Raw genomic sequence first — 23018 nt, 5'->3', positions numbered from 1 at the left:
AGGAAGCGGATCGGTCAGTTGCCGGCGTTGCAGTTGGTCGTGCAGGCGTTGGAGCCGGTGTTGCCCGAGCCGCAGCCGTCGCCGGTGCCGGTGGCGTAGCCGGTCGATGCCGGGCCGGCGTCCACGAGCGTGACGTCCAGCTGAAACTCCTGGTTCTGCGCGTCGTCCACGTGCGTGTCCTTCCTATGCGGGGGTGGAGGCAAAGGTGAGGACGATGCGGCTGTGCCGCTTGTCCAGCACCGTCCCGGCCGGCAGGTCGCCGTCGGGAGTTCCAGCGGGCACGATGTGCAGCACCGGCGGCGGGCAGCCCGCGTCGACCCAGCCGCGCATGTGCTCGACCATCCGTCCGGCCGCCGCTGCGGCGTCCGGACCGTGCGCGGCGGCGCCGAGGTCGAACAGGGTGTCGGTCCAGCGCAGCGCCGAGCGGTAGCAGAACGTGCTGTCCCGCAGGACCGCGGGCGTGCCGAAGCGCCACGCCGGGGCCACGATCCCGGCGTCGACCGCGTCCTGCTGAGCGGTGAGCAGGAAGAACACGCCAGGCTCAGTGGTGAGCCGGGCCGCCAGCCACAGGTCCAGGTCCCCCAGCACCGTCCTGCCGGGCAGACTCACGCCGGCGAATGCCTGCTCGCGGGGCTGGGACAGCAGCAGGCCGATGGCGTTGGGGTCGACCTGCTGGCCCTCGTCCAGGCGCAGGTGGACGCCCTCGGCGACGTCGACGTACCGCATGTCGAACGCGCCGCTGCCGCGCATCGACACGAACCCGCACAGCCGCTGACTGCAGCTGACCAGCCTGTCGCCGTCGCGGCGCAGCGCCCACGAACGGGTCATCCCGAACGTCCGCAACGGCACCACCAGCACCCCATCGGGGGCGAGCTGTGCCAGCCACGCCGGTGGGATGTCCCAGGCCCCGACCGTCACGATGATCACATCGAATGTGCCGGCACCTTCGATGGGCTGGTCGGCGTCGGCGCAGATCACCGTGACGTCGTGGTACCCCGCGGCCGACAGACAGGCCGAGGCCCGTTCGGTCACGTCTGGGTCGATGTCCACCGTCGTCACCGACCCCGACGGGCCGACCAGCTCCCGCAGCAGCGACGCGTTGTAACCCCCGGAGCCGATCTCCAGCACCCGCCTACCAGACAGCCCCCCGTCGACGGCGTCGGCCGTTTGCCCGAGCATCTCCGCGATCAGCCACGCCGCCGAGACGGAACTGACGGGCTCGTCACCGACCTGCTTCGTGACCACCGGGTCATTGGCGTTGTACGCCACCTCGAGGGAAACCCCAGGCGTGAAGTGATGGCGAGGAACCGCCCGCAACGCCGCCTCGACCTCCGGCCGCATGGTCAGGCCCTTCGCCGCATGATCGCCGAGCAGCGCCTCAACCATCGCGGCATGCAGCTCCGCGCTGCTGACGGTCTCAACAGTCATATGAGTCTCGCGTTCCCTTCCATCGGTGTCGGCCAGCGTCGCTCGGCCGCTTCGGCGTTCCGGCCCAGACTGCAATCCGCCACAAACAACGAGCCGTGAACCAGGCAGACGCACCGGTTCCGCTTCATCGAAGACGTGCGCATCTAGTCGAGACGCCGCCCTACGGCTGCGGCTACCATCGACCGTAATCGCCACGGCGGGGAACATCGCTGGCCGAGGTTGGTACAGCGCATGGGCGGGGACGTTGTACCAAGCCCGTTGCGGCCGAACTTGTGACCGATGGTCGCCGCTGTGGTGGAGTGGAGGCGGTGTCTGCCGGTTGGCCCGCGAGGAATGTGCTGGGCGCGATTGGGGCAACTGGGGCACGAGCTCTGCGGCCCGCCGGGGATCGGTCAGGTTGGCATGGTCGTTGGTTGTTGCAGCAACTCGTCTCGTGCTCGCCCGATGAGTGCCTTGGCGTGCCGGCCGAAGACCGCTGTGCCTCGCATTCGCTCGAAGGCGGCGGCGTAGAGCTCGATTTCCTCCGGGCGGGTGATGTCCAAGCCGGTGGTCAGGGTCTCGACTTGAACGAGGGAGTCGTCGAAGATCCAGAATGAGGTCTGGCTGTGTCCGTCGAGGCCGGCGGCTGCGGGGATCAGACCGAGTGAGACCCGTGGGAGGTTCATGACCTCCGCGAGGCGGTCCAACTGGTCGAGCATGGCCGGCGCGGAAGGGACCCTGCTGTAGAGCACCTGCTCCGCGAGCAGAAAGATGAACCGGCGTTGGCCGAGGCGGAGTATCCGTTGGCGGTCCATGCGGATCGCGTTGGCTGCTTCGGTGTCGTCCTCGGGCAGCGACATTACGGTTCGCCAGTGCGCCATCACGGCCATCGAGTACGCCTCGGTCTGGATGAGGCCTGGGACGATCCAGTGCTCGTGTACCCGGAACAGGGTGGTGCGCTCGTAGAGCGATACCCACGGTTCCTGGAGTTGGCGCAGCCCTCGGCGCGCTGCGTGGCGGTAGTCGCGGTACAGCGTGTCGACGGCGCGCATCTGCGCGATGAGGTCGGTGATTTGGGCGTCCGCATTGCATGCAGCGCACCATGTTCGGATGTCCGCGTCGGAGAGGCTCTGCCCGCCATGCTCTACGCGGGAGATCTTGGTGTAGTGGAAGCCCGTGGCGGCGGCGAGCTGCCGTCCCGAGAGGCCCGCGTCGAGGCGGATCTCCCGGAGACGGTTGCCGAACGCTTCTCGGGCTCGCTGCTGTGTGCTGGACACGAACGTGGGTCAGTTGGGCTTGTACTCGTGATGCGGAATGCCGATGCGCCATACGGCCTCGAATGCGGCAGAGCACAGTTCGATGTCGTGGGGGTCGGTACTGGTCGTGAAGTCGATGTTGTGGCCGTTGCCTGCGTAGTGGTGGAAGATGACGAGCCGGCGGTCGAGCATCCAGAAGTCGTTGCCCGGAAAGGCGATTGAGGACACCAACCGGCGTGGCACCCAGCGATGCCGCTCGCCGGCTTCCTCGCTGGCTCCGACGACGGTGTATGCCCAGCGCTGGTAGTCCGACAGCGGCTCCGAGACGACATGCGCCCGGCGCAGCGACTTGCCTTCGGCGACAAAGGCGCGCACGTCATCACACCAGGGCTGCATGAAGGCAAGATCCGCGGGCTCACCTGCTGCCCATGCGGCCATGTGCGGCAGCTCGACCTCAGTGCCGTACGCATCGCGCATCTCCAGATGCACAGAGTCCTTGTCGAAGTGCCTGATCGCCTCCTCGAACTCGGCAACGGTTAGACGGGCCATCAGTCTCCTTCCGCGAAGAACGGAACCATCCTGTCTGGGATCTCGACGCAGCTTTCACCCGCGGGGATGCCCATCTGCGCGAGCACCTCAGGGTCTGTCACGACCCAGCCCTGCACGATCCAGCTACCCCTGTCCGTTTTGTACAGGGTCGGCGAGTTCGTCGGCTGAGATTCCGGGTCGGCTGCAATCAACTTAATCCGCACGGCTTCTCCTGTCCCGATGAGTGCACAATGTTGCGCACACCGGCCAGTCTGCCGAGGGCATCCGTGCACGTCAACGTCGAGCTATCGACCTATCTTGCGGACCGAGTCTTGTTCCAACTAGCGCCTATGTCGCTCGGCGGTGTGGGTTGACCAGGGCTAGAGCGTGATGCTGCAACTCTCCGCAACAACCTGGACCAGGCCCCTCGCCGGCTCCTAGCGTTGGCCTGGGCGCGGCACGCGTTACCCCACTCGATGCCGTCCCGCCCACCGCATTTGGACCCGTGCCTGAGAAAGGGGAAGTTCGTGGCATTCGGCGGCGTCGCATCCGACTCGCGCCTGACGGCCGACGTCCCCTCCTTCGGCAACCAGTTGCGGCAAGCACGTTGCCGGCAGCAGTGGAGCCAACGCGAACTCGGCGCCGCCACGTACTTCAGTCGCGAGTACGTGGCGATGGTCGAGCGCGGCCTGCGCAATCCAAGTGCGACGTTCGTTGAACGGGCGGGCGCCGCGCTAGGAGCGAACAGAGAACTCGTGGCCGCGTTCGGCCAGATGCAGCAAACGCGTCGCCCAGCGACGCGGGAAGGCGCCGAAGGTCCCCGCGTGCGACGCCGCAGCCGGATCACTGTTGCGGCCGGACGGCTGCGCGCGGTGGGCGCCAGTCTGCAGACGCTGCCCAGCTGGAGTGCGTTCGACGAACTTCACCACGTGTTACGCGAAGAGATCGATCCCGTCGATGCAGCCACTGAGGTCGCTGAACTGGAACAACGATGCGCCGACCTGGTTGAAGATGGCCACGCCGACCGCCCATGGGCTGACGTAGCGTCCTGGGCGGCGCTTGGCTTGGCCGACGCAGGCGCGCTGTTGCAGCGGCCGCTGTGCGCAGGCCACATCCGACGGCTCAAGACCGTCGCGCGGAGATTCGCCGTGCTCAGCGCGGACGCGCTATTGATGCTCGGCGAGGCCGAGCGAGCTGGGCAATGGCTCCGGCTGGTGGACGCAATCGAACGCCGCGACGCCGAAGCTCAGCTACCTGCTATGCCGGAGGGCTCCTCGGAGACCGCTCTTTCAGCTCCGTCGGGCATCGATGCACCATCGCGGTCACGGTCACGGGTTCCCGCCGGTGCGCCCTGCTCCACCAGGTGGATGACTCGCCCCTCGACGCGTGACGGGCGGCGGACATGCGGAGATCTACGGGTGGGCGTCGGACGCACCGCACAGCGGCGGGTCAGGCCCGGCAGGGCCCCCCCGCGCTAGGGACCTCGAACGGAGAGGAGCGCGACCCGGGCGCCGCGACATGCCTCGGCTGTAGTCGCTGACGGGTACCGCGGCGGCTCCAGCAATCGCGTGTTGCCCACTCGTCGGCGGCAGACCGTGGGTGAGGGTGGCGCTGTCACTATCGGTTCGGATCAGCACCGTGCGATAGCAGTCGATGTCATCGCTTGAGCCAGCGACTCCAAGTCGCGGTACAGCGTGACCGTCAAACTGTACCGACTGATCATCGCGACGTAGCCGGATCCGATCGCAGGCTTCCGTAGGATGCGTCAACATGACGCGGATGCTGGTCACCGGCGGCGCCGGTTTCATCGGTGCGAACTTTGTTCACTACACCACTCGGCACTATCCGGAGTACGAGGTCGTCGTGCTCGACGCGCTCACCTACGCAGGTGACCGGACGACGCTCGCGCCGGTGCAGGACCAGGTGCGGTTCGTCCACGGCGACATCTGCGACGCCGACGTCGTCGACGGCCTCGTCGACGAGGCAGACGTGATCGTGCATTTCGCGGCGGAGTCGCACGTGGACAACTCGCTGCACGACCCGGAGCCGTTCATCCGCAGTAACATCATCGGGACGTTCACGCTGCTGGAGGCGCTGCGCCGGCACGGTGGCCGGTTCCATCACATCTCCACCGACGAGGTGTTCGGTGACCTGCCGCTGGACAGCACGGACCAGTTCGACGAGGACACGCCGTACGACCCGTCGAGTCCGTACTCGGCGTCGAAGGCCAGTTCGGACATGTTGGTGCGGGCGTGGGCCCGCTCGTTCGGGGTCCAGGCGACGTTGTCGAACTGCGCGAACAACTACGGCTCCTACCAGCATGTGGAGAAGTTCATCCCGCGGCAGATCACCAACGTGCTGACCGGGCAGCGGCCGAAGTTGTACGGCGAAGGGGTGAACGTGCGGGAGTGGACGCACGTCGACGACCACAACGCCGCTGTGCACGCCATTCTCTCTGGTGGCCGGCTCGGCGAGACGTACCTCATCGGGTCGGGTGACGAGCGGTCGAACAAGCAGATCCTCGAGCTGATTCTGGAGCTGATGGGCGAGGCGCCGGACGCCTACGACCACGTGCCGGATCGGCCCGGCCACGACCTGCGGTACTCGAACAACACGACGAAGCTGCGCACCGAGCTGGGCTGGGCGCCGGTGTACGGCGACTTCAAGGCCGGGCTGGCGGCGACGATCGACTGGTACCGGGCAAACGAGTGGTGGTGGAAGTCGCAGAAGGAGGCCACCGAGGCGAAGTATCAGGTCCTCGGTCGCTGACACCGTGGCTCAGCCCGCCGTTGGCTGGCGGCGGGTTGGCGGCGCTGAGCTGGAGGTAGGTAAGTAGGCACGCCAGCGATGCGGCGTGGGTGACTTCATGCTTGGTGATCAGGTCGAGCGCGGTGTCGCGGTCGACGCGGAGCAGGTCGATGCCCGGTTCGGGGTCTTGGACGGGCCGGGCGTCGTGAGCGATGAACAGGTGGACGGTCGCTGCGACGTTGGTCGGGTAGGGGTGCACGATCCCGGCCGAGGTCCAGGTGGCGGCGGCCAGTCCGGTCTCCTCGAGGAGTTCGCGCATCGCTGCCTGCAGCGGCTGTTCGCCGTCGTCGACGCCGCCGCTGGGTAGCTGCAGGATGTGCCGACCGATGGCGTACTTGTATTCCCGGATGAGGTACAGCTCGCCGTCGCTGGTGACAGCGAGGACGGTGACGCCGTCGCCGCAGTGCAGGACGTTGTACATGCCGGCCGTGCCGTCGGCGTGGACGACGTCGTGTTCCTCGACCTGCCACCAGCGGCTGGCGTAGACCGGCCGCACCGCGGTGGTCGTGATCGGCCGTTCGGGATCTTGCACAAGGACTGACTTTACCGGTGGCCGGTCGGTGCCCACGGTTCGACCGCCACCAGTGCGCATGGGACGTCAGCTGCGGTGGTCGGGGTGATGGCCAGCGGTAGCGTGCTGCGGAGGATGGCGTCTGCGGCGGCTTTGCTGGCGTGGAAGGCGAGGGTCATCTTGCCGGTGATGACGGTGTGCAGGCCGTGGATGCCGTCGGTGTGTTCGTGGTGGATGACGTGGAAGCCGGGGTTGATCCGGCCGTGTTCGGCGTGGGCGGTGCCGATGTAGTCGGTCTTGCCGGCGACGTAGGCGACGGCGCCGGTGGGGTCGACGACGCCGTCGGCGCAGGCGCGGCGGGTCTGCTCGAGCAGCGCGGTGGCCTTGCCCAGGTCGACGGCGTACGCGCGGCGGCCGGTGATGTCGGGTTGGGTGCCGCCGAAGTACGAGGTGAGGGTGCCGCCGTCGCGGGCGGGCATGAGGACCGGCCGGTGCAGCTCGGTGAAGATCAGGCCCTGGCGGATCGTGGTGGCGGGTAGGTGGATCATCATGTCGAGCCGGGACTTGAGCAGGTCGCTGTCGTGGCTGCCGCAGGCGCGCAGCAGCGTGGCGGTGCCGGTGCCGGCGGCGACCACGACCGTGCGGCCGGTGAGACGCTCGCCGGTGGACAGGGCGACGCCGGTGACCTTGCCGGACTCGTGGTTGATCCGCTGGACGGTGACACCGGTGCACACGGTGACGCCGGCGGCAAGGACTTGGCCGGCCAGGATCGTGACGATCCGCCGGGACGAGAAGACCCGCTCCCCGACCTGAACCAGCCGGTAGGCGTCGCCGTCACCGGTGTCGGCGGCGAGGTCGTGCGCGGCGCCCGGCTGGTGCGCGATGCCGTGCTGGTCGAGGTGGCTGCGGAAGCCGTCGGCGTCGGAGCGGTGGACGACGTAGACGGCGGGCTGCGTCGGCAGTTCGGCGGCGGCGAGCAGGGTGGTGAAGGCGGGCTGGGCTTGGCGGCAGTTGGCGACAACGTGCGGGTGGCGGCGGGCGTAGAGGGCACCGGAGTGCAGCATGCCGTGGTTGGCGCAGGTGGCGCCGGAGCCGAGCTGGTCGGCCTCCAGCAGCGCGACGGCCTGCCCGGCGCGGGCCAGCCGCAGCGCCGTGATGAGCCCGGCGACGCCGCCGCCGATGACGATGGTGTCGTAGCTGTTCACCGGCGCTCCTTGCTCGCGTCGTTGCTCGTGGCGCGGTGTTTGGTGACGAGGAACGGGCCGATGGCGAGGGCGTCGGCGGTGCTGGAGTACAGGAACGCCAGGGCCTGTTCGGGGGTGGCGACGATGGGTTCCCAGCCGCTGTTGAGGCTGGTGTTGAGCACCGCAGGGGTGCCGGTGCGGGCGTGGACGTGTTCGATGAGCCGCCGGTAGGCCGAGCCGTCGTCGGGCACGGTGTGTGGGCGGCTGGTGCCGTCGACGTGGGTCGCGGCGATGATTGGTGTCGGGTCTCTGGTGGGCAGGGTGAACGACATGAACGGCGCCACGACCGTGGCGGGGAATAGCGCGGGGAGGTGTTCTGCGAGGACGGAGGGGCCGAACGGGCGAAACTGCTCGCGGCGTTTGATCCGGTTGACCTGGGCGCGCATAGCGTCGGTGGACGGATCGGCGAGCAGGCTACGGGCACCGAGCGCGCGGGGCCCGAACTCCATCCGCCCTTGGAACCAGGCGACGATCTGCTGCTGCGCGATCAGCTCCGCGGCGGTGGCCGCCGGGTCGGCGGTCTCGACGTAGGGCACCCCGCACTCGCGCAGCACGTCGGCGATCTGCCCGTCGGTGAAGGACGGGCCGAGCTGACTGTGGGTGAGGCGGGCGGGCCGATGGCCGTGCTGGGCGGCGACGAGCAGGGCGGCGCCGAGAGCGGTGCCGGCGTCGCCGCAGGCCGGAGTCATGTACACCTCGTCGAACCCGCCAGCGGCGGCGAGCGCGCCGGCGGCGACGGAGTTCTCGGCGACGCCACCGGCCAGGCACAGCCGCCGGTCGCTGCCGGCGCGGTGTCGGTCAACGAAGCCCAGCAACGCGGCGGTGATGCTCTGTTGGGCGGACGCAGCAAGGTCGCGGTGCGCGGCGGTGAGCTCGCCGTCGGGCAGCCGCCGCAGTGGCAGGCCGGGCAACTCGTCGGTGGCGAACATCGGCAGCTGGTCGGTGTGGAAGACCGGATGCCGTTGCAGCACCGTCGGGTGCAGTGCGTGCGGGTCGAGGCGCGGTCGTCCGTCGACGTGGTGCAGCAGTCGGGTGAGGTCCATGGTCGGGTTGCCGTACGGGGCGAGACCCATGACCTTGTACTCGTCGTGGTTGCTGCGGAACCCCAGGTACTGGGTGACGAGGGCGGCGAACAGGCCGATCGAGTCCGGGAACGGCACCGCCTCCAGCAGCTCCAGCTCTTGCCCGCGGCTGCGGAACGCCGCGCAGGAGGTGCCGTCCCCGGCCTGGTCGGCGGTGACGATGAGCGCGTCGTCGAAACCGGAGATCAGGTACGCCGACGCGGCGTGCGCGGTGTGATGGTCGATGTAAACCACCGGCGGAGCCCAGCCGAACGTGTATCGCAGATACGCCTCCAGGCGGGGCGGGAAGTCCGCCCACGTCGCCCGCGGAAACGCCACGACGTCCACCTCCCGCATGCTGATCTTCGCCTGCTGGAGGCAGAACCGGATCGCGGCGTCGGGCATCAGCCCGATCGCATGCTTGAACCGGACGAAGCGTTCCTCCTCCGCGGCGGCGACGATGTCGCCATCGCGGAGCAGGACCGCGGCGGGGTCGTGTTCGGCTTTGCCCAGGTTGCCGTGGATGCCGAGGATGTACATCGCGTTGTGCCCTTCCAGCTCCGTGATCCGCGCAGGGGTGCTCGTGGAGGTGCCAGGTCGCCAGAGGCTGCCTGGGTCAGGCGGGTGGCGGCGCGGGGTGCTCCCGGTACCAGGCGATCGTGTCGGCCAACCCGTCAGCGAGCGGCACCGCCGGTGCCCAGCCGAACGTCTGCCGCGCCCGAGCGGCGGTGGTGACCTGTCGGCGGATGTCGCCCGGCCGGTCCGGCACGAACCGGATCAAGGACTCGGCGGCGCCGACGCCGGTGAGGATCTGCCGGGTCAGCGTCAGCACGTCGGCCTCGGTGCCGGTGCCGACGTTGAACACCCGCCCGTTGATGTCGTCGCCGTCGTGGCGCAGGGCGGCGAGGAGCAGGTCGCAGACGTCGCTGACGAAGATCCAATCGCGGCGGACGGAACCGTCGCCGGTGAGCGTGATCGGCTGCCCGGCCAGGGCCTGGGTGATGACCCTGGGGATGAGCCAGCCGGGGTACTGCTGCGGCCCGTAGATGGTGACCGGCCGGAACGCCACGTAGGGCAGGCCGCGCATAGCGTGGACGGCGGACAGGTACGCCTCGAACGCGGCCTTCGCCGCGGCGTAGATGGTGCTCGGCCGGATCGGGGCGTCCTCCTGTAGGTCGTCGGTGTCGTTGTCGCCGTAGATGTCGGCGGTGGACAGGAACAGTAGCCGGGCGATTCGCCGGTCGGCGAGGTGCTGCAGATACCCAGGCGGGTCGTCGACCGTCGTGGTCTGGGGCGCGGTGAAGCTGTTGACCTGCGCGACCAGGTGCAGCACCGTGTCACCGGCCGCGATGACGTCGTCGACGACGGCCGGGTCGTAGATCGAGCCCTGCACGAACCTGTACCGGGGGTCGGCGAGCAGGTGCGGCGGGACCTTCTGCTCGCCGTACTGCAGCGGGTCGACCAGCACGATCGTGGCGAACCGGTCGGCGATGTCCGGGCGGGTCTGCAGGCGGTGGAGCAGGTTCACGCCGATGAAGCCGGCCGCGCCGGGGATGACGAGGTTGCTGATGACGGACTCCTTCCCTGCAAGGGGATGTCTGGTGTGCCGCTGGTCGCGGCGACGACGAGCTGTTCGAAGTCACGCAGCCGCTGCCGCTGACCGGCGGTCGCGACGCCCTGGGCCTTGCGGATCAGCGTCGGCCCCACGGAAACCACCTTGGTCGCGCCGGAGGTGCTAATCACCCGTGGCGCGAAGTCGATCCGCAGCGCTGACCCGTCGGCCGGAACGACGAGGTTGAGCGCGCCGGACATGCCTTTGGCCAGCCACGCCTGGGCGGCCGATGCGATGCAAGTGGAGCGGGGCGTGTCGCGGGCCGTGGCGGGGACAAGCCGGCCGGCGAGGTGGCGCAGGACCGCCAGCGACTCTGCCGACCACCCAACCGTGGAGATGGCCTCGAACGCCGTCAGCCGCCGCAGCCGCTCCGCCGGCGCGACCGGCACGAACCGGAGATGGCCGGTGGCCTGCTCTAGCTGCCCGTCGGTGAACACTTCGACGAGTTCGCGGTAGTGGTCGTGGAGCACGGCCAGCGCAGTGTGCAGGCAGCAGAGATCCTCGCCAAGGCGTCCATCCAGCGGCGTGGTGATGCTGACGTGACCGAACCCGCCCGTGACGGTCCACCGGCCCACCACCGACGTGTCCGTCGAGCTGCAGGTCGCGAGGCAGTGCCGAACAAGGTCAGTCGCGATGCTCGCGCACGGTTCGATCAAGGCGAGGCGTTCGAAGTGGGTCAGCTCGGCGGGGCGCACCGGGCGCCGATGTGCCAGGTCGGGGACGTGGATGTGGGTGTGGAACTTCGCTGCGACCGAGTGCGCGTCCGGGGCGGTGTCGGTCGGGTTGAACCCGTGGGTGACATACACGTCACGGCCGAGCGCCGCCGAGACCCGCCGGGCGACCACGATGTGCCAGCCGAACACCGCTACAAACGCCGCCGCGCTCAGGTCGAGCATCGACCGCAGCGGCACGGCACCGGGAGTGGCGGGGGCACCGACGAAGATGTTGATGTCCCGGTCGCTCCAGGTGACCGTCTTCGGCACCAGGAGCGCCTCCAGCGCCGTGCCCGCCACCAGCGTCTGCGCGATCGTGGGTGCGATGTCACGGAAGCGGTCCCACGGCATCTGGTCGGCGATCGTGGCGGACAGGTAGTCCGGGGCGTAGCGAGGGGTGGTCAGCACCGCGACCTGCGCCCAGTCCACCCGCGCCAGGTACGCCGCCAGCAGCGTCGCCGGGGCCCACGGGCCGGTGTCAGCCGTCATGGCGCCACCCGTTGACCGCCTCGACGACCCGGTCAGCCTCGTCGTCGGTGAGCCCGTGCCACAGCGGCAGGCACACGTGAGACGCCGCGAAGTGCTCCGCTGCGGGAAACGACCCTTGGTCTGCGAGGCGCAGGGCGGGCTGCAGATGCAACGGCACGTCGTAGACGCCCTTGCCCGGCCGTACACCGCACGCCCGCAGATGGGCGCGCAACGACTCCCGAGCCGCCGCGCCGCTGGTGGTGACGATGAACTTGTGGCCGCTGCAGCGAACTCCCGGCAGCCGCGGCACGAGCACTGCCGGATGGTCGATGCCGTCGAGGTACCGGCTGACGAGCCGGTCGAGCCGGGTGAGGGTCGCCTCGAACCCGAGGAACTGGGCGACGCCGAGCGCGGCGTGCAGTTCCGACATCCGCCACGCGCTGCCGAACACCACGTTGTGCAACCCGTCCTCGGCCTTGCCCTGGTCGCGGTACCGGCGCGCCGCCGCCGCCCACACGCCGGACCCAGTGGTCAGCACCCCGCCCTCGGCCGTGGTCAGGACCTTCGTCGCGAACAGCGAGAATGCCGCCAGGTGCCCAAACGTGCCGGCCCGGCGCCCGTCCACCGCGGCGCCGTGCGCGTGCGAGGCGTCCTCGATCAGCAGGACGTCGCGCTCGTCGCACCAGCGCCGGATCCGCATGAGCTCCGGGGTGAGGTAGCCACCAATGTGCACCACCACGACCGCCGCGATCTCGGGTGTCCAGGCGGCGCCGATCGCCGCGAGGTCCGGGTATAGGTCAGCGTCGTACAACACCGGGCGGCATCCTGCCCGCAGCACCGCCTCCGCGGTCGCGTAGTTCGTGTTCGCCGGCACCAGCACGGGCCGGCCCTCGATTTCCGCGACTCGAAGCGCGATCTCCAGCGCAGCCGTACCCGAGGACACCGTCACCGCATGCTCGGCGCCGACCAGCTTCGCGAACCGGAGTTCGAACTCGGCGTTGTTCGTCCCGGGGATCAGCTGGCCGGTCTCCAGCACCGCTGCCGCTCGCCGGAGGAACTCCTCGACGACCTCGGACGGGAACCGCACCCTGAACGCGGCGATCTCATCCATGACCGGTGGCCCGTCCAGGAGCTCCGTTCGGGAGTCCGACCGGGCCAGGTGCGCCGAGCCGACCAGCCGCCGGCGACGCACCGCGATGCGCTCGAGCCGGGGTGCCAGCGGCGATCGATGGACGGACCCGGCTGCGGTGAGACCGCGGAGTGATGCACTGTGGTGGCGTCACTCCCGCAACGTATGTGGATACATGGGCATGACGGCCTTGATCGGCTGGTACACCTGTGCGAGGGGTGCGGTGTACCCGTCGGCCTCCGGGACGGCCGGACGTTCACGGGTGCAGCAGTTGCCCGGTCCGAACGTTGTAGGCGGTCATCCCGGCGGCCAGGGCTGCCGCGACGCCGGCGTCGGCGTCCTCGTAGACCAGGCAGCGGCCTGGAGGTGTCTGCAGTCGGTGGGCGGCGAGCAGGAAGATGTCCGGCGCGGGTTTGCCCCGGCTGGTCGGCACGTCGCTCCAGGTGACGACGGTGTCGAACAGGTCGGCGAGGCCGGTCGCGGTGAGCCCGGCCGTGATCGTGTCGGTGGAGGCGTTGGAGCCGATCGCGGTACGCTGGCCACGGTCGCGTGCGGCCCGGGCGATCTGCACGTAGGTGTCGACGACGACGAGCTGCGCGGCGGCGGCGATGACGTTCGCCCGGCACTGGGCGATGATCGCGTCGATCGGTGCCGGCAGCGGCCGGACCTGCTGCTGCTGCCACAGCAGCAGCAGGTCCGGTGAGGCGATCGCCTGCCGCGGCCAGTACCAGTCCGGGTCGAGGGTGACACCGACGTCGGCGAGTGCCTGTGCGAGGCCGCGGTAGCAGACCTCGCGGGAGTCCACGAGCGTGCCGTCCCAGTCGAAGATCAGCGCCTCGAAGCCGGTGCCGTCGGGCACGTCAGCCGGGCCTGGCACCTGGCTGGCGCTCGTCCGGCGATGCGTGTGCGTCATGCCGGTGAAGAGAGCAGAAACGCCTCGATCGCGGCGGTGTCAGTGAGGTCCGGCCAGGCGACCATGGCGCCCGCGTCGCGCAGTTGCGCGACGGACTCACTGCCTGAGGCGACGCCGACGGCGCGGGCACCTCCCTGGAGGCCGGTGTTGATGTCGTGGCTGCTGTCGCCGATCACGACGGTGTTGTCGCGGCCGAAAATGGTGCCGTAGTTCGCCGCCGCCCGGCGTTGAGCGATGGCGACGAGTTTGGGGCGGTCGGTGTCGTCGTCGCCGTAGGCGCCGGCGTCGAGGTCGACGTAGCGGTCCAGGCCGAACACCTCGAGCTTGATCCGGGCGACCTCGCGGAGGTTGCCGGTCAACACCGACTGCACCAGCTCCGGCCGTCCGGCGAGTGCGATGAGAGTCCGTTGCGCGCCGGGCAGGACCCGGCCACGGCGGGAGAGTTCGTCTCGGTGCCGGTCGTACTCGGCCGGCAACGCTGCCTGATACCGCGACAGGTGGGGTTCATCCTCGGCGATGCCGTGCAGGCGCAGGGTTGCGGTGAGAATCGACGGCTCGGTCTGCCCGGTCACGTCGGCCTTGTGCGTCATCGGGATGCCGGTGGCGGTCCGGAAGGCGTTGCCGTACAACTCGCTGCCCAGCCCGCGGGTTTCGATGAGCGTATGGTCGATATCCCAGAGGATCAGCCGAGGGCCGGACCGCGAAGGGATCATCCTTCGAGTCTGCCAGGTAACGCGGAACGTGCAGGGGTACAGCCCGTCCGACGTGCGGTGGGGTGGCGGTATGGAGATCGACGAGTGGGCGATCGGGCAGCGCATCGCCCAGCACCGGCTACGCCGTGGCCTCACCCAGGAGGAGCTCGCGGGGCTGGCCGGTATCTCGCTGTCCATGATGAAGAAGATCGAGTCCGGCGCCCGGACGGTGACCCGCTTCGCGCAGCTGGTGCTGTTCGCGCAGATCCTGCGGGTGGCCGACCTGCGGGATCTGACGGGGGTGCCGATGTCGATGATGCCCGACGGCCGGCGGGGCCACCCGGCGGCCGATACGGTCCGCACCGCTGTCCTCGAACGCGGCCACGGGACCGAACCCGTCGGGCTGGAACGGCTACGGCGCCTCATTGGCCGGGCGTGGAGCACGTGGCAGGAGCCGTCTACTTTCCGCTACGACGCGGTCGGGCAGTATCTCACCGAGGTGATCCGTCTCGCCCAGGCGCAGGTCAACACGTCGTCGGACGAGCAGCGTCGGGAGGCGCTCGGGCTGGCCAGCACCGTCTACCAGCTGGCGCGGACCTGGACCAAACGAGTCGGTGAGTACGACCTGTCCTGGGTGGTCGCCGACCGGGCAGTCGCCTGCGCGCTCGACGCCGATGATCCCGACCTGGCCGGCGCGGCAGCCTGGAATCTCGCCATGATCCTGTCCGCGCAGGGCAAGACCGAGCAGGCACGCAGCGTCGTGCGGCACGCGATTACCCAGGTTGACGCCGAGCTCGGCGAGCGTCCCAGCGCGGCGGGGCTGGCGGTCTTCGGCGGCCTGCACCTGCTCGGTGCCACCGAGGCGGCCCGTGAAGACGACGCCCGCGATGCCCGGGACCTGCTCGACTCCGCAGCGGCGATCGCCGCCCGGACCGGTGAGACGAACTTTCACCGGATGGTGTTCGGGCCGACGAATGTGGCTCTGCACCGGATTTCCACCGCGATCGAGCTTGGCCGTACCCGCGAGGCTCTCGACCTCATCGAACGCACAGACGCCCGGCATGCCGCCTCGGTCGAACGCCGCCTCACCTTCCATATCGACGCCGCCCGCTGTTACGCCCGCCGCGACAACCCGGTTGCCGCCGTGCACATGATGGGCCGGGTTTTGCGCGACTCGCGGGACGAACTGCGCTACAACCCGATTGCCCGCGAGACGCTGCGCCAGCTCAGCGCACGCAGCACGCCATCGCTCCGCGCCGACCTCGATCCTCTTCTGGAAGCGGCCGGTCTGACACCGTAACCGCCCCCAGGCTGCCGAGGGGGCACTGACAGTGTCCCTCCCGCACCGTGTCTCCACCCATCCACCACCGTACATACGGTGACCGTTGTTCCGCGTGACGCCGAGCTGACCTGCTGGTTGGGTCGGGCCGCGGTTCACAGCCGTGAGGAGGCGGACGGGGTGAACTCGACGAGATGCGTCAGCACGCACGGCACGTCGCCGACGGCACCGCCCGAACTGGCGGCAACGTTCGCCGCGGTGCTGCCTGTCGCCGACGCACCGGCAGCTGCCCTGGCATCGGCTGCGATCGCCTTCGGCGTCCGTCTCCGTACCCTGCGGCAGCGCCGCGGCTACAGCCAGCAGACGCTCGGCGGCGAAATTTTCTACAGCCGCGAGTACGTCGCACTCGTCGAGCGCGGCCTACGTAAACCCACAGCCACCTTCGTTGAGCGTGCTGAGACCGCGCTGCACGCCGACGGTCAGCTCCAACGGGAGTTCGCTTGTGTCGAGCAGGCCCGTGAACGGCAAGCGCGGCGGCGGGCGGCCGCTCGTCGAGGGCAGCGCCGCAACGACAAGATCCGCTCCGCGGTCGCTACGCTCCGCACCGTTCACCGTGATGAGATTGCAGCCGAACCGTCAGCGCCCTGGCTGGCCGCGTTCGACGAACTGCATCATGTGCTGAAGGGCGAGATGGAGCCGCACGACGCGGACGCTGAGATCGCCGACCTAGAGCACCGCAGGACGGACCTCGCTGCTCGTGCCGGCGGTGAGGCGAGGTGGGCAGACGTTGCGGTTGAGGCCGCGCTGGGTGTGGCCGAAGCTGGCATGCTGCTACATCGATTGCTGTCTGGTGATCATGCCAGGAGGCTCCGTTGCGTCGTGGCGGCATTCGCAGCACTGGTCGGCGATGCGATGATGATGTTGGGCCGTCCTGCCCCGGCCGACGACTGGCACAGGTTGGCGGACGCTGTCAGTGATCGTCAGGTGCCGCCGCCCGAGTTGGAGCTGCCGGGCGGCGCCGAGTCCGAGCCTGCGGCGCGAGCTGACGGAGGATCGTCCCGGCTGGCCCTGCACGGCCGGTCCGCGGCGAGGGCCGCCTGCCGCGCGGGGATTTACGGCAGGTGGCCTGCGAGCCCCCGATCGATGGTGCACCGGCGGTACCGACGGAGCCGGCAGCGCCATTTCAGCCGGGGACCCCCTCGATCAGGACCACGGTATGTATGCGACCTCGAACCGTGACCCGTCCGGATCGTCGACAAACACGGCATGGCATCTGTCGGCGCGCTCCTGGGAAGTCGCGGTGCCTGCGCGATCGTTCCTCGGGCGTCGACCGCCGCCCGCTACACGGCATCGACGGCCGTACGACTGCGGCGAACCGTACGGGGGTCAGCTGTACGTTGTCCATTTGGCGGACGTGTCGCCGTTCCTGATGCTGTCGAAACGGTGCCGCCATTGTGCGCGGATCCGTGGGTTGGTGTTGAGGATCGGCAGGACGCTGGTGATGAGCTTCAGCTCCCGGATTTGCTGCAGGACCGGGAATCCGTCCCATGTCGTGACGTCGAAGCCGTAGTCAGCGGCCAGCACGCTGTGGGTGTCGCCTGGGTAGTCGAAGCGGAGCTTGCCGACCGCCACCGGGGTGAGGTCCCACTCTCGCGGACCGATACTGGTTGAGTCGAAGTCGCAGATGACCGGGCCGTCCGGGCTCATCAGCACGTTACCGGCGAAGATGTCGCCGTGGATGACGCCTGGGGGCAGCGCGAACCGGACGTCACGTAGTCGCTGCTGGACCTCGGCGGTCAGGTGCTCCAGGAAGGCCAGCTCGGCCGATGTCACGCCGTCCGCGTCGCGTATCCGCTGCCAGATTTCGACGAACGGATTCCAGGTCGGCAACGGGAACGGCGGCGGCGGCAATGCTTCGAACATGCGGATGATCGCTGCGAGATCGTGTCCGGTGGGCCGGGCACCGGTTTCTGGCACGGTCTGCCACGCCGTCACCAGATGTCCGTGCGCGGTGATGGGCTGGTCGATGCCGCTTACGAGCCGCACTGCAGGGTGGCCCAGCTCGGCGAGCCACGCCGCCATCTGGACGACCTTCGGCGCCCGCTGACGCATGGCCTCGGAGCCCGCGATACGGACCACGACCGGTGCGTGGGCGAGCCGAAACACCGCGTTGTTGGTGAACTTGACCATGACGGCGTCGCGCACGTCGACGTCGAGTTGCTCGCCGACGGCCTGCACGACCGCGGCGAGGGTGGCGGGCGTCAGCGGTTCACGCTGCTGGGCATTCAGGCCGTCGAGTGTCATACCCTCCGCAGGGTAGCAATCCGGTGAGCGAGTTCGCGCACGTCGGGGTCGTGCGGGAACCGGTCCGCCTCGTCCTGCAACGGGGCCAACCGGTCGATGGTCCGTACCGAGCGCACCCGTTCGGCCAGGTCGGCGGCCTGGTGGCCGGCCGTGACACCTTCGGTGAGGTTGCGCAGCCGAAGGTGCGCCGTGGCAAGGGCGGTGAGTTCGAAGGTGCGACTGCGGGTGTCGGAATTGTCCCGAAGGTCGAGGCAGGCCGACAGCTTTTCTACGGCGACGGTGACGTCGCCGTCGTCCTCGTCGTGCGGTAGCGCCGCGTGGACCATGCCCGTCATCGCGGTCAGATCGGCCTCGCCGAAGAACCGCACCCAGATCGGCGCTGCGCCGAGGTCGGCGCGGCTGAATTCGTCGTTGGCGCGGCCGATCGACTTCATCGCCTGGGTGGCGTCGCCGAGCAGCCCGTAGGCCCATGCCTCGTTCGCGCAGAGCAGGGCGACGGTCAGTTCGCTGCCGGAGTCCTGGGCGGCGATCTGGCCGAGCTGGAAGAAGCGGAGTGCCGGCTTCAGCATGCCGCGGTGCAGATGGAGCCGGCCCATCCGATACAGGACGTTCGCCACGAGCGACGCGTCCTCCGCATGCCGGGCTTGCTCGAGTGCGCGGGCGAAATGACGACGCGCTGCGGAGTGCAGGCCGACGTCGAACGATGTCCATCCGGCGAGGTTGTGCAGGTCGGCGAGTGCCTGGTGCAGGCGTCGTTGGGCGTCGTCGCTGCAGGCGGCGTTCAGCAGCTGCTGCGCCCAGCGAACCTCCGCGGCCACCGCGGCCTGGCACGCCCCGCCGCCGTACCGGTAGTCAAGTGCCCGCATCGACGCGGTGACCTCTTCAATGGTCTCCACGTCGGAGACGCCGACCCGGCTCGGGACGGGACTTTGCATCGACTCGACGGGCTGCCACCAGCGGGACACATCGGGATCCCCAGCACCCATGGTGATCTTCGCGGCGTGGGCGAGGAGCTGCCGTACCTCCTCACCTTCCTCAGCGTCCGTGCCGGCTTCGCCGACGTGGTCGAGCACGGCATTTGCCGTTTCGTCGTAGGCCAAGCCCATGTAGCTGCGGGGCACGGCGAGTCCCCTGGCGATGCGGACCAGTACCTCGTAGCTGGTGATTCGCCGTCCGGTGCGCAGCACGGAGTAGATCTCCGAAGGGGCCTGCCCGGTGCGTTCGCCGATCGCGCGATACGACAGGCCCGCACCGTGCAACCGCTGATAGACCGTCTTGAAGTCGTGCTGCGCAAGAGCCTGGCGCATGGCTGGATGCTCCAGGACCTCGGTCGGAATACCCATCCGTGCGCGCCCGTCAGCCGCCATGCGTGCCTCTCCCAACGCATTGAACGTGTTCGTACGGTAGCGGCCTGGACCGGAAAGCAGAAGTCCTTCGAACCGATGTTCGTTGTCCTCGGCGTCGCCGGCGTGCCGTTCGGAAAGGCCGGCGACGCTACTGACTAGAGGAACTAGTCAGTGCTGATAGTCGCCGAATTGACTGCTTGGTCTGACTACTGCCACGCCTGGTCACCGTCCCGGCACCTATCACAGTCTGTCGATGCAGCGGGACCTTGCGTCCTATGCGCCGTCACGGGAATGGCAATCACGAAGGTTCGCCGAGATCGGCGGGCTGGCAGCGAATTGACGAGGTGGATCGATGGACGTGGTGGCCGGGCCGGAACGTAGGTCTGAGCCTTCAGCCGGGCGAGGCTGCCGGCCGTCCGGACCGTCAGATCTTGACGTCGAAGAGCCGGCCGCCGACGACCCACCTGGCCAGTTGACATCGGATGACCGCATCGGTGGGCAACCGCGCGCGGAAATGGCCGACCGCTCGGCGCCGACGGCTGAGGGCGGGTCCAGACCGCAACGTCGACTCAGCGGTGGTCGGGTACAACCCGGCGTGCGCGAGCGCTGTACCACGCCGCGCCCTTTCGCGCCCCGCCGAGATCTGCGGGAATGAATGCGATCAAGGCCGTGGCGCGGCAAATGAGACGTCCGCCGGCTGCCGTTCGCAGATGGCTGCGGTGGCCGGCGGCACCAGCCGTGATCCGCCACGTCGAGCCGGCGGTCGAGATGCGGAACACCGGTCAAGCGGGCTGCGCGAACAGCCTGGGCAGTTTGCTCCATCACGGCACAGGGGGAGGCGAGGGTGGCTACGTCCACCAGGACGAGCGGCGACGACCGTGCACTGTCGGTACTGGGCTCCGCGCTGCGGTACCAGCACAGAGCTGCGGCGGACGGTGCATGTGCGGCCGGTTGTCGACAGCAGGTGCCGTGCTTGGGTCAGCGGCTCGGGACGTATGCGCTGCAGGCGGCGGGCGGGTCGTGGCATGAGCAGTTCTCGGCCCGGGTTGACGTGCTGACGAGCGGGATCCGGCATGACGGCTGAGACGCGACGGGGCGCGCTGACCGACGAGGCAGGCCCGGTCGACCACGGCCACTCCGCTGATGCCGGCACGGCTCCGGGAGGTGCGGCGACACGGGGGTCGCGGTTGGCGCCGGTGGGGAGACGGCAGGCATGAGGATCACTGGGAAGTTGATGGTGCTGGTCGTGGTGCCGTTGGTCGCTGTGGTGGCCTTCGCCGGGCTGGCGCTGGTGTCCGCGGGTGGCCAGGCTCTGCGGGCTGACCGGCTGCGGTCGCTGGTGGTTGCCGGTGAGGCTGCTGGGGATTTGGTGTCGCGGTTGCAGGCGGAGCGGGTGGCCGCGGTTGAGGCGCTGGTCGGTCGGCCTGCTGGGGCGGTTGACGCCTATCTGCAGAAGGCCGCGGCGACGGATGCGGCGGCTGCACGGTTCCGTGGGGCGCAGTCGCAGCTGTCGCAGGTGCCGGGGGGTGTCCAGCGGTTGCTGGACCGGGTTGACGGCGGCGTTGGGCAGCTTGCGGCGCTGCGGGCGCGGGTGTCGTCGGGTAAGGGTGCGGCGTCGGCGTTGGTGTTCGCGTATCGGATTTTGATTGCTGACCTTGTCTCCTACCGGGAGTCGATGGCGCAGGCCGGCGGTGCCCCGGCGGATATCGCTGACCGCATCCGTGCGGCGGCGGCCTTGTCCAGGGCGGTGGAGTTCGTTGGGTTGCAGCAGGTGGCGGCGCTGCGGGCGACGGAGGCGGAGCAGCTGACGCCGGCGGCGTATCAGGACATCACCGCTGCGCGGACCGGTTACGCCGAGGCGGCGTTGACGTTCGGGGCGTTGGCGGCACCGCGGTGGCTGGATTGGCTGGACGGCGCGCTGACCGGCGAGGACGTGGTCGCCGCGCAGCGTTTGGAGGACGCCGTCGCGCGGGTCCGTCCGGGTGCGCGTCTGGGGTTGGACCGCGCGGGGTGGACGTCGGCGATGAGCGCCCGGATCGAGCAGCTGCACCAGGTGGAGATCCGCATCGGCGCGGAGATCGTCGCGGACGTGACGCGGCTGCGTGATGACCAGCGGTGGGTGACCGCGGTGGAGTTTGCCGCGGTGCTGGCCGCGGTGGTGGCGGTGATCGGGTTGGCGGTGTGGCTCGGCCGGCCGATGATCCGTGGTCTGCGGCGGCTGCGGGACACCGCCCGGCGGGTGGCGCGCCAGACGCTGCCTGCGGAGGTGGCCCGGCTGGCTGACCATGAGGTGCTGGGCGGGTTGACTCCGGAGCAGTTCGCCGACAGCACCCCTGCCCCGGTGGACGTGCGGGGGCGCGACGAGCTGGCTGAGGTCGGTGCGGCGTTCAACGCGGTGCACCGTGAGGCGGTCCGGGTGGCCGCCGAACAAGCAGCCACCCGGGTTGGTATCGCTGCGATGTTCGAGAGCCTGGCCCGGCGTGGGCAGGGATTGGCCGGGCGTTTGGTTGCCGAGCTGGATGCGCAGGAGGGTGGCGAGGAGGATCCGGACCGGTTGGCGCAGTTGTTCCGTCTGGATCATCTGGCCGCGCTGCTGACGCGGACCAACGAGAGCCTGCTGGTGTTGGGTGGTGGCGCGTCGGCGCGTCCCCGCCGCCAGGACGAGCTGGTGGTCGACGTGCTGCGCGCTGCGCAGGGTCAGGTCGAGCAGTACACGCGGATCGAGTTCGGGTTCATCGATGACATGGTCGCCATCCGGGCCGCGGCGGTGGACGACCTGGTGAAGGTCCTTGCCGAGTTGATGGACAACGGCTGCAGCTACTCCCAAGAGGCGGTCACCGTGTCGGCCAGGGTGCTCACCGATCGGGTGGTCATCCAGATCGTCGACACCGGTATCGGCATCGACGCAGACCGGCGGCGCGCCTTCAACGAGCGCCTCGCGTCCGACCGCGGCCCGCTGGACCTGGCGGCGGTGCGGGCGATGGGCCTGACCGTGGTCGGTCGGCTCGCCGCCCGCCACCGGATCCAGGTGGAGCTGCGCCCGGGCCAGCCCGGCACCATCGTCGATGTCACCGTGCCGGCGCACGTGTTCACCGTCGACACCACGCCACGGCGGGCACTGGACACCGGCCATGCTCCGGTGGCGGCCATCACCGGTGCTCGCGCCGGTGGTGCTCTGGTTGTCGGACCGGTTGCGGGCACACCGTGGCGGGAACCGAGCCCGCCACCGGCGGCACCGCTGTTCCAGGTCGACGGACCGGCGGCAGCGCCGCCGGATACCCGACCGGCCACCTGGCCGCCGACCATTCCGGCGGCCGGGCCGCGACCGGCAGCAGCCGACCTCGCCGACACGGTGGAGACACACCTGCCGATCTTCGAAGCGGTCCAGGGCAGCTGGTTCGTCTCGGCGCCGGCGCCGGGGTCGTCCCCGGCCGTCGACGCGGACGGCGTGCCGGTGCCACCGCCGGCCGAACCGTGGCAGATGACGGCGGACACCGGCTGGCAGGCCGCTGCGGCGGCGGCACAGCCGGCGGTCGCCGCGACCACCCGTATCGGCCTGCCCCAACGCCACCCGATGGCCAACCTGGTGCCCGGCAGCGTCGACCAGGGCGGCCAGCCTGCGGTGCCAGCGGCGGAGTACCGCGACCCGCAGGCCGTGGCTGCGAGCCTGGCCGCCTACGGCCGGGGCCTGGCCCGCAACAGCCGCACCGGGGCGCACATCCGCCCGACGTCGAACGTTTGACAGCC

20 protein-coding genes are annotated in these 23018 nt (G+C 69.5%); 5 read left to right on the top strand and 15 right to left on the bottom strand.

Features of this window, described 5'->3' with window-relative positions; translation table 11 throughout:
* Window positions 1-14: 14 nt before the first annotated feature.
* The 5 genes from AB0M46_RS26945 to AB0M46_RS26925 form a co-directional block, all read right to left on the bottom strand.
* Complete coding sequence (locus AB0M46_RS26945; RefSeq protein WP_363340233.1) at window positions 15-170, bottom strand: FxLD family lanthipeptide; 156 nt, start codon at window positions 168-170, stop codon at window positions 15-17.
* Window positions 171-183: 13 nt separating this feature from the next.
* Window positions 184-1428 carry a methyltransferase, FxLD system gene (gene fxlM / locus AB0M46_RS26940; protein ID WP_363340231.1) on the bottom strand — a complete coding sequence of 415 codons (1245 nt, stop codon included), beginning with the start codon at window positions 1426-1428 and terminating at the stop codon, window positions 184-186.
* A 392-nt stretch (window positions 1429-1820) separates the two neighbouring features.
* The gene (locus AB0M46_RS26935) at window positions 1821-2684 is read right to left on the bottom strand and encodes a helix-turn-helix transcriptional regulator (protein ID WP_363340229.1); all 864 of its coding nucleotides are present in this window, start codon (window positions 2682-2684) and stop codon (window positions 1821-1823) included.
* A gap of 9 nt (window positions 2685-2693) precedes the next feature.
* Entirely contained in the window at window positions 2694-3212 is a 519-nt protein-coding gene (locus AB0M46_RS26930) for a DUF6879 family protein (protein ID WP_363340227.1), read from the bottom strand.
* Window positions 3212-3415 carry a hypothetical protein gene (locus tag AB0M46_RS26925; protein ID WP_363340225.1) on the bottom strand — a complete coding sequence of 68 codons (204 nt, stop codon included), beginning with the start codon at window positions 3413-3415 and terminating at the stop codon, window positions 3212-3214. Before AB0M46_RS26925 ends, AB0M46_RS26930 begins: the two co-directional genes overlap by 1 nt.
* A 303-nt stretch (window positions 3416-3718) precedes the next feature.
* On the opposite strand from AB0M46_RS26925, the gene AB0M46_RS26920 reads away from it, so the two are divergent.
* Entirely contained in the window at window positions 3719-4669 is a 951-nt protein-coding gene (locus AB0M46_RS26920) for a helix-turn-helix transcriptional regulator (RefSeq protein ID WP_363340223.1), read from the top strand.
* Between the two features lie 301 nt (window positions 4670-4970).
* Window positions 4971-5960, top strand: coding sequence for a dTDP-glucose 4,6-dehydratase (gene rfbB / locus AB0M46_RS26915; protein WP_363340286.1), 990 nt, complete (start codon window positions 4971-4973; stop codon window positions 5958-5960).
* Here the strand turns inward: rfbB and AB0M46_RS26910 are convergent.
* The 8 genes from AB0M46_RS26910 to AB0M46_RS26875 all read right to left on the bottom strand — a co-directional run bounded on the left by AB0M46_RS26910 (window position 5854) and on the right by AB0M46_RS26875 (window position 14363).
* The gene (locus tag AB0M46_RS26910; RefSeq protein WP_363340221.1) at window positions 5854-6531 is read right to left on the bottom strand and encodes an NUDIX hydrolase; all 678 of its coding nucleotides are present in this window, start codon (window positions 6529-6531) and stop codon (window positions 5854-5856) included. The two genes, rfbB and AB0M46_RS26910, sit on opposite strands and share 107 nt — an antisense overlap.
* Before the next feature lie 11 nt (window positions 6532-6542).
* Window positions 6543-7715: an FAD-dependent oxidoreductase gene (locus AB0M46_RS26905; RefSeq protein WP_363340219.1), complete on the bottom strand. Its 1173-nt coding sequence runs from the start codon at window positions 7713-7715 to the stop codon at window positions 6543-6545.
* Window positions 7712-9355 (bottom strand): carbamoyltransferase C-terminal domain-containing protein, encoded by a 1644-nt coding sequence (locus AB0M46_RS26900; protein WP_363340217.1) that lies wholly within the window; start codon window positions 9353-9355, stop codon window positions 7712-7714. Before AB0M46_RS26900 ends, AB0M46_RS26905 begins: the two co-directional genes overlap by 4 nt.
* 76 nt (window positions 9356-9431) lie before the next feature.
* Window positions 9432-10343 (bottom strand): NAD-dependent epimerase/dehydratase family protein, encoded by a 912-nt coding sequence (locus tag AB0M46_RS26895; RefSeq protein WP_363340215.1) that lies wholly within the window; start codon window positions 10341-10343, stop codon window positions 9432-9434.
* Entirely contained in the window at window positions 10340-11629 is a 1290-nt protein-coding gene (locus tag AB0M46_RS26890; protein ID WP_363340213.1) for a hypothetical protein, read from the bottom strand. The genes AB0M46_RS26895 and AB0M46_RS26890 overlap by 4 nt, the downstream gene beginning before the upstream one ends.
* Window positions 11619-12800, bottom strand: a complete 1182-nt coding sequence (locus tag AB0M46_RS26885) for a DegT/DnrJ/EryC1/StrS family aminotransferase (RefSeq protein WP_363340211.1) — start codon at window positions 12798-12800, stop codon at window positions 11619-11621. The genes AB0M46_RS26890 and AB0M46_RS26885 overlap by 11 nt, the downstream gene beginning before the upstream one ends.
* A gap of 193 nt (window positions 12801-12993) precedes the next feature.
* A complete protein-coding gene (locus AB0M46_RS26880) occupies window positions 12994-13650 on the bottom strand; it encodes an HAD family phosphatase (protein WP_363340209.1) in 657 nt (218 codons plus the stop codon).
* Complete coding sequence (locus AB0M46_RS26875) at window positions 13647-14363, bottom strand: haloacid dehalogenase-like hydrolase (protein WP_363340207.1); 717 nt, start codon at window positions 14361-14363, stop codon at window positions 13647-13649. Before AB0M46_RS26875 ends, AB0M46_RS26880 begins: the two co-directional genes overlap by 4 nt.
* Window positions 14364-14433: 70 nt before the next feature.
* Between AB0M46_RS26875 and AB0M46_RS26870 the strand changes: the two genes are divergently transcribed.
* Window positions 14434-15642: a helix-turn-helix domain-containing protein gene (locus AB0M46_RS26870; protein ID WP_363340205.1), complete on the top strand. Its 1209-nt coding sequence runs from the start codon at window positions 14434-14436 to the stop codon at window positions 15640-15642.
* Between the two features lie 78 nt (window positions 15643-15720).
* Window positions 15721-16860 carry a helix-turn-helix transcriptional regulator gene (locus AB0M46_RS26865; RefSeq protein WP_363340203.1) on the top strand — a complete coding sequence of 380 codons (1140 nt, stop codon included), beginning with the start codon at window positions 15721-15723 and terminating at the stop codon, window positions 16858-16860.
* A 147-nt stretch (window positions 16861-17007) separates the two neighbouring features.
* Here the strand turns inward: AB0M46_RS26865 and AB0M46_RS26860 are convergent, their stop codons facing one another.
* Both AB0M46_RS26860 and AB0M46_RS26855 read right to left on the bottom strand, forming a co-directional pair.
* Window positions 17008-17925, bottom strand: a complete 918-nt coding sequence (locus AB0M46_RS26860) for an aminoglycoside phosphotransferase family protein (RefSeq protein WP_363340201.1) — start codon at window positions 17923-17925, stop codon at window positions 17008-17010.
* Entirely contained in the window at window positions 17922-19232 is a 1311-nt protein-coding gene (locus AB0M46_RS26855) for a transcriptional regulator (protein WP_363340199.1), read from the bottom strand. Before AB0M46_RS26855 ends, AB0M46_RS26860 begins: the two co-directional genes overlap by 4 nt.
* Window positions 19233-20535: 1303 nt before the next feature.
* On the opposite strand from AB0M46_RS26855, the gene AB0M46_RS26850 reads away from it, so the two are divergent.
* The gene (locus tag AB0M46_RS26850) at window positions 20536-23013 is read left to right on the top strand and encodes a nitrate- and nitrite sensing domain-containing protein (RefSeq protein WP_363340197.1); all 2478 of its coding nucleotides are present in this window, start codon (window positions 20536-20538) and stop codon (window positions 23011-23013) included.
* Window positions 23014-23018: the final 5 nt, after the last annotated feature.

Source organism: Dactylosporangium sp. NPDC051485 (assembly GCF_040682015.1).
GTDB lineage: Bacteria > Actinomycetota > Actinomycetes > Mycobacteriales > Micromonosporaceae > Dactylosporangium.
This window is presented reverse-complemented; position numbering and strand designations above follow the sequence as displayed.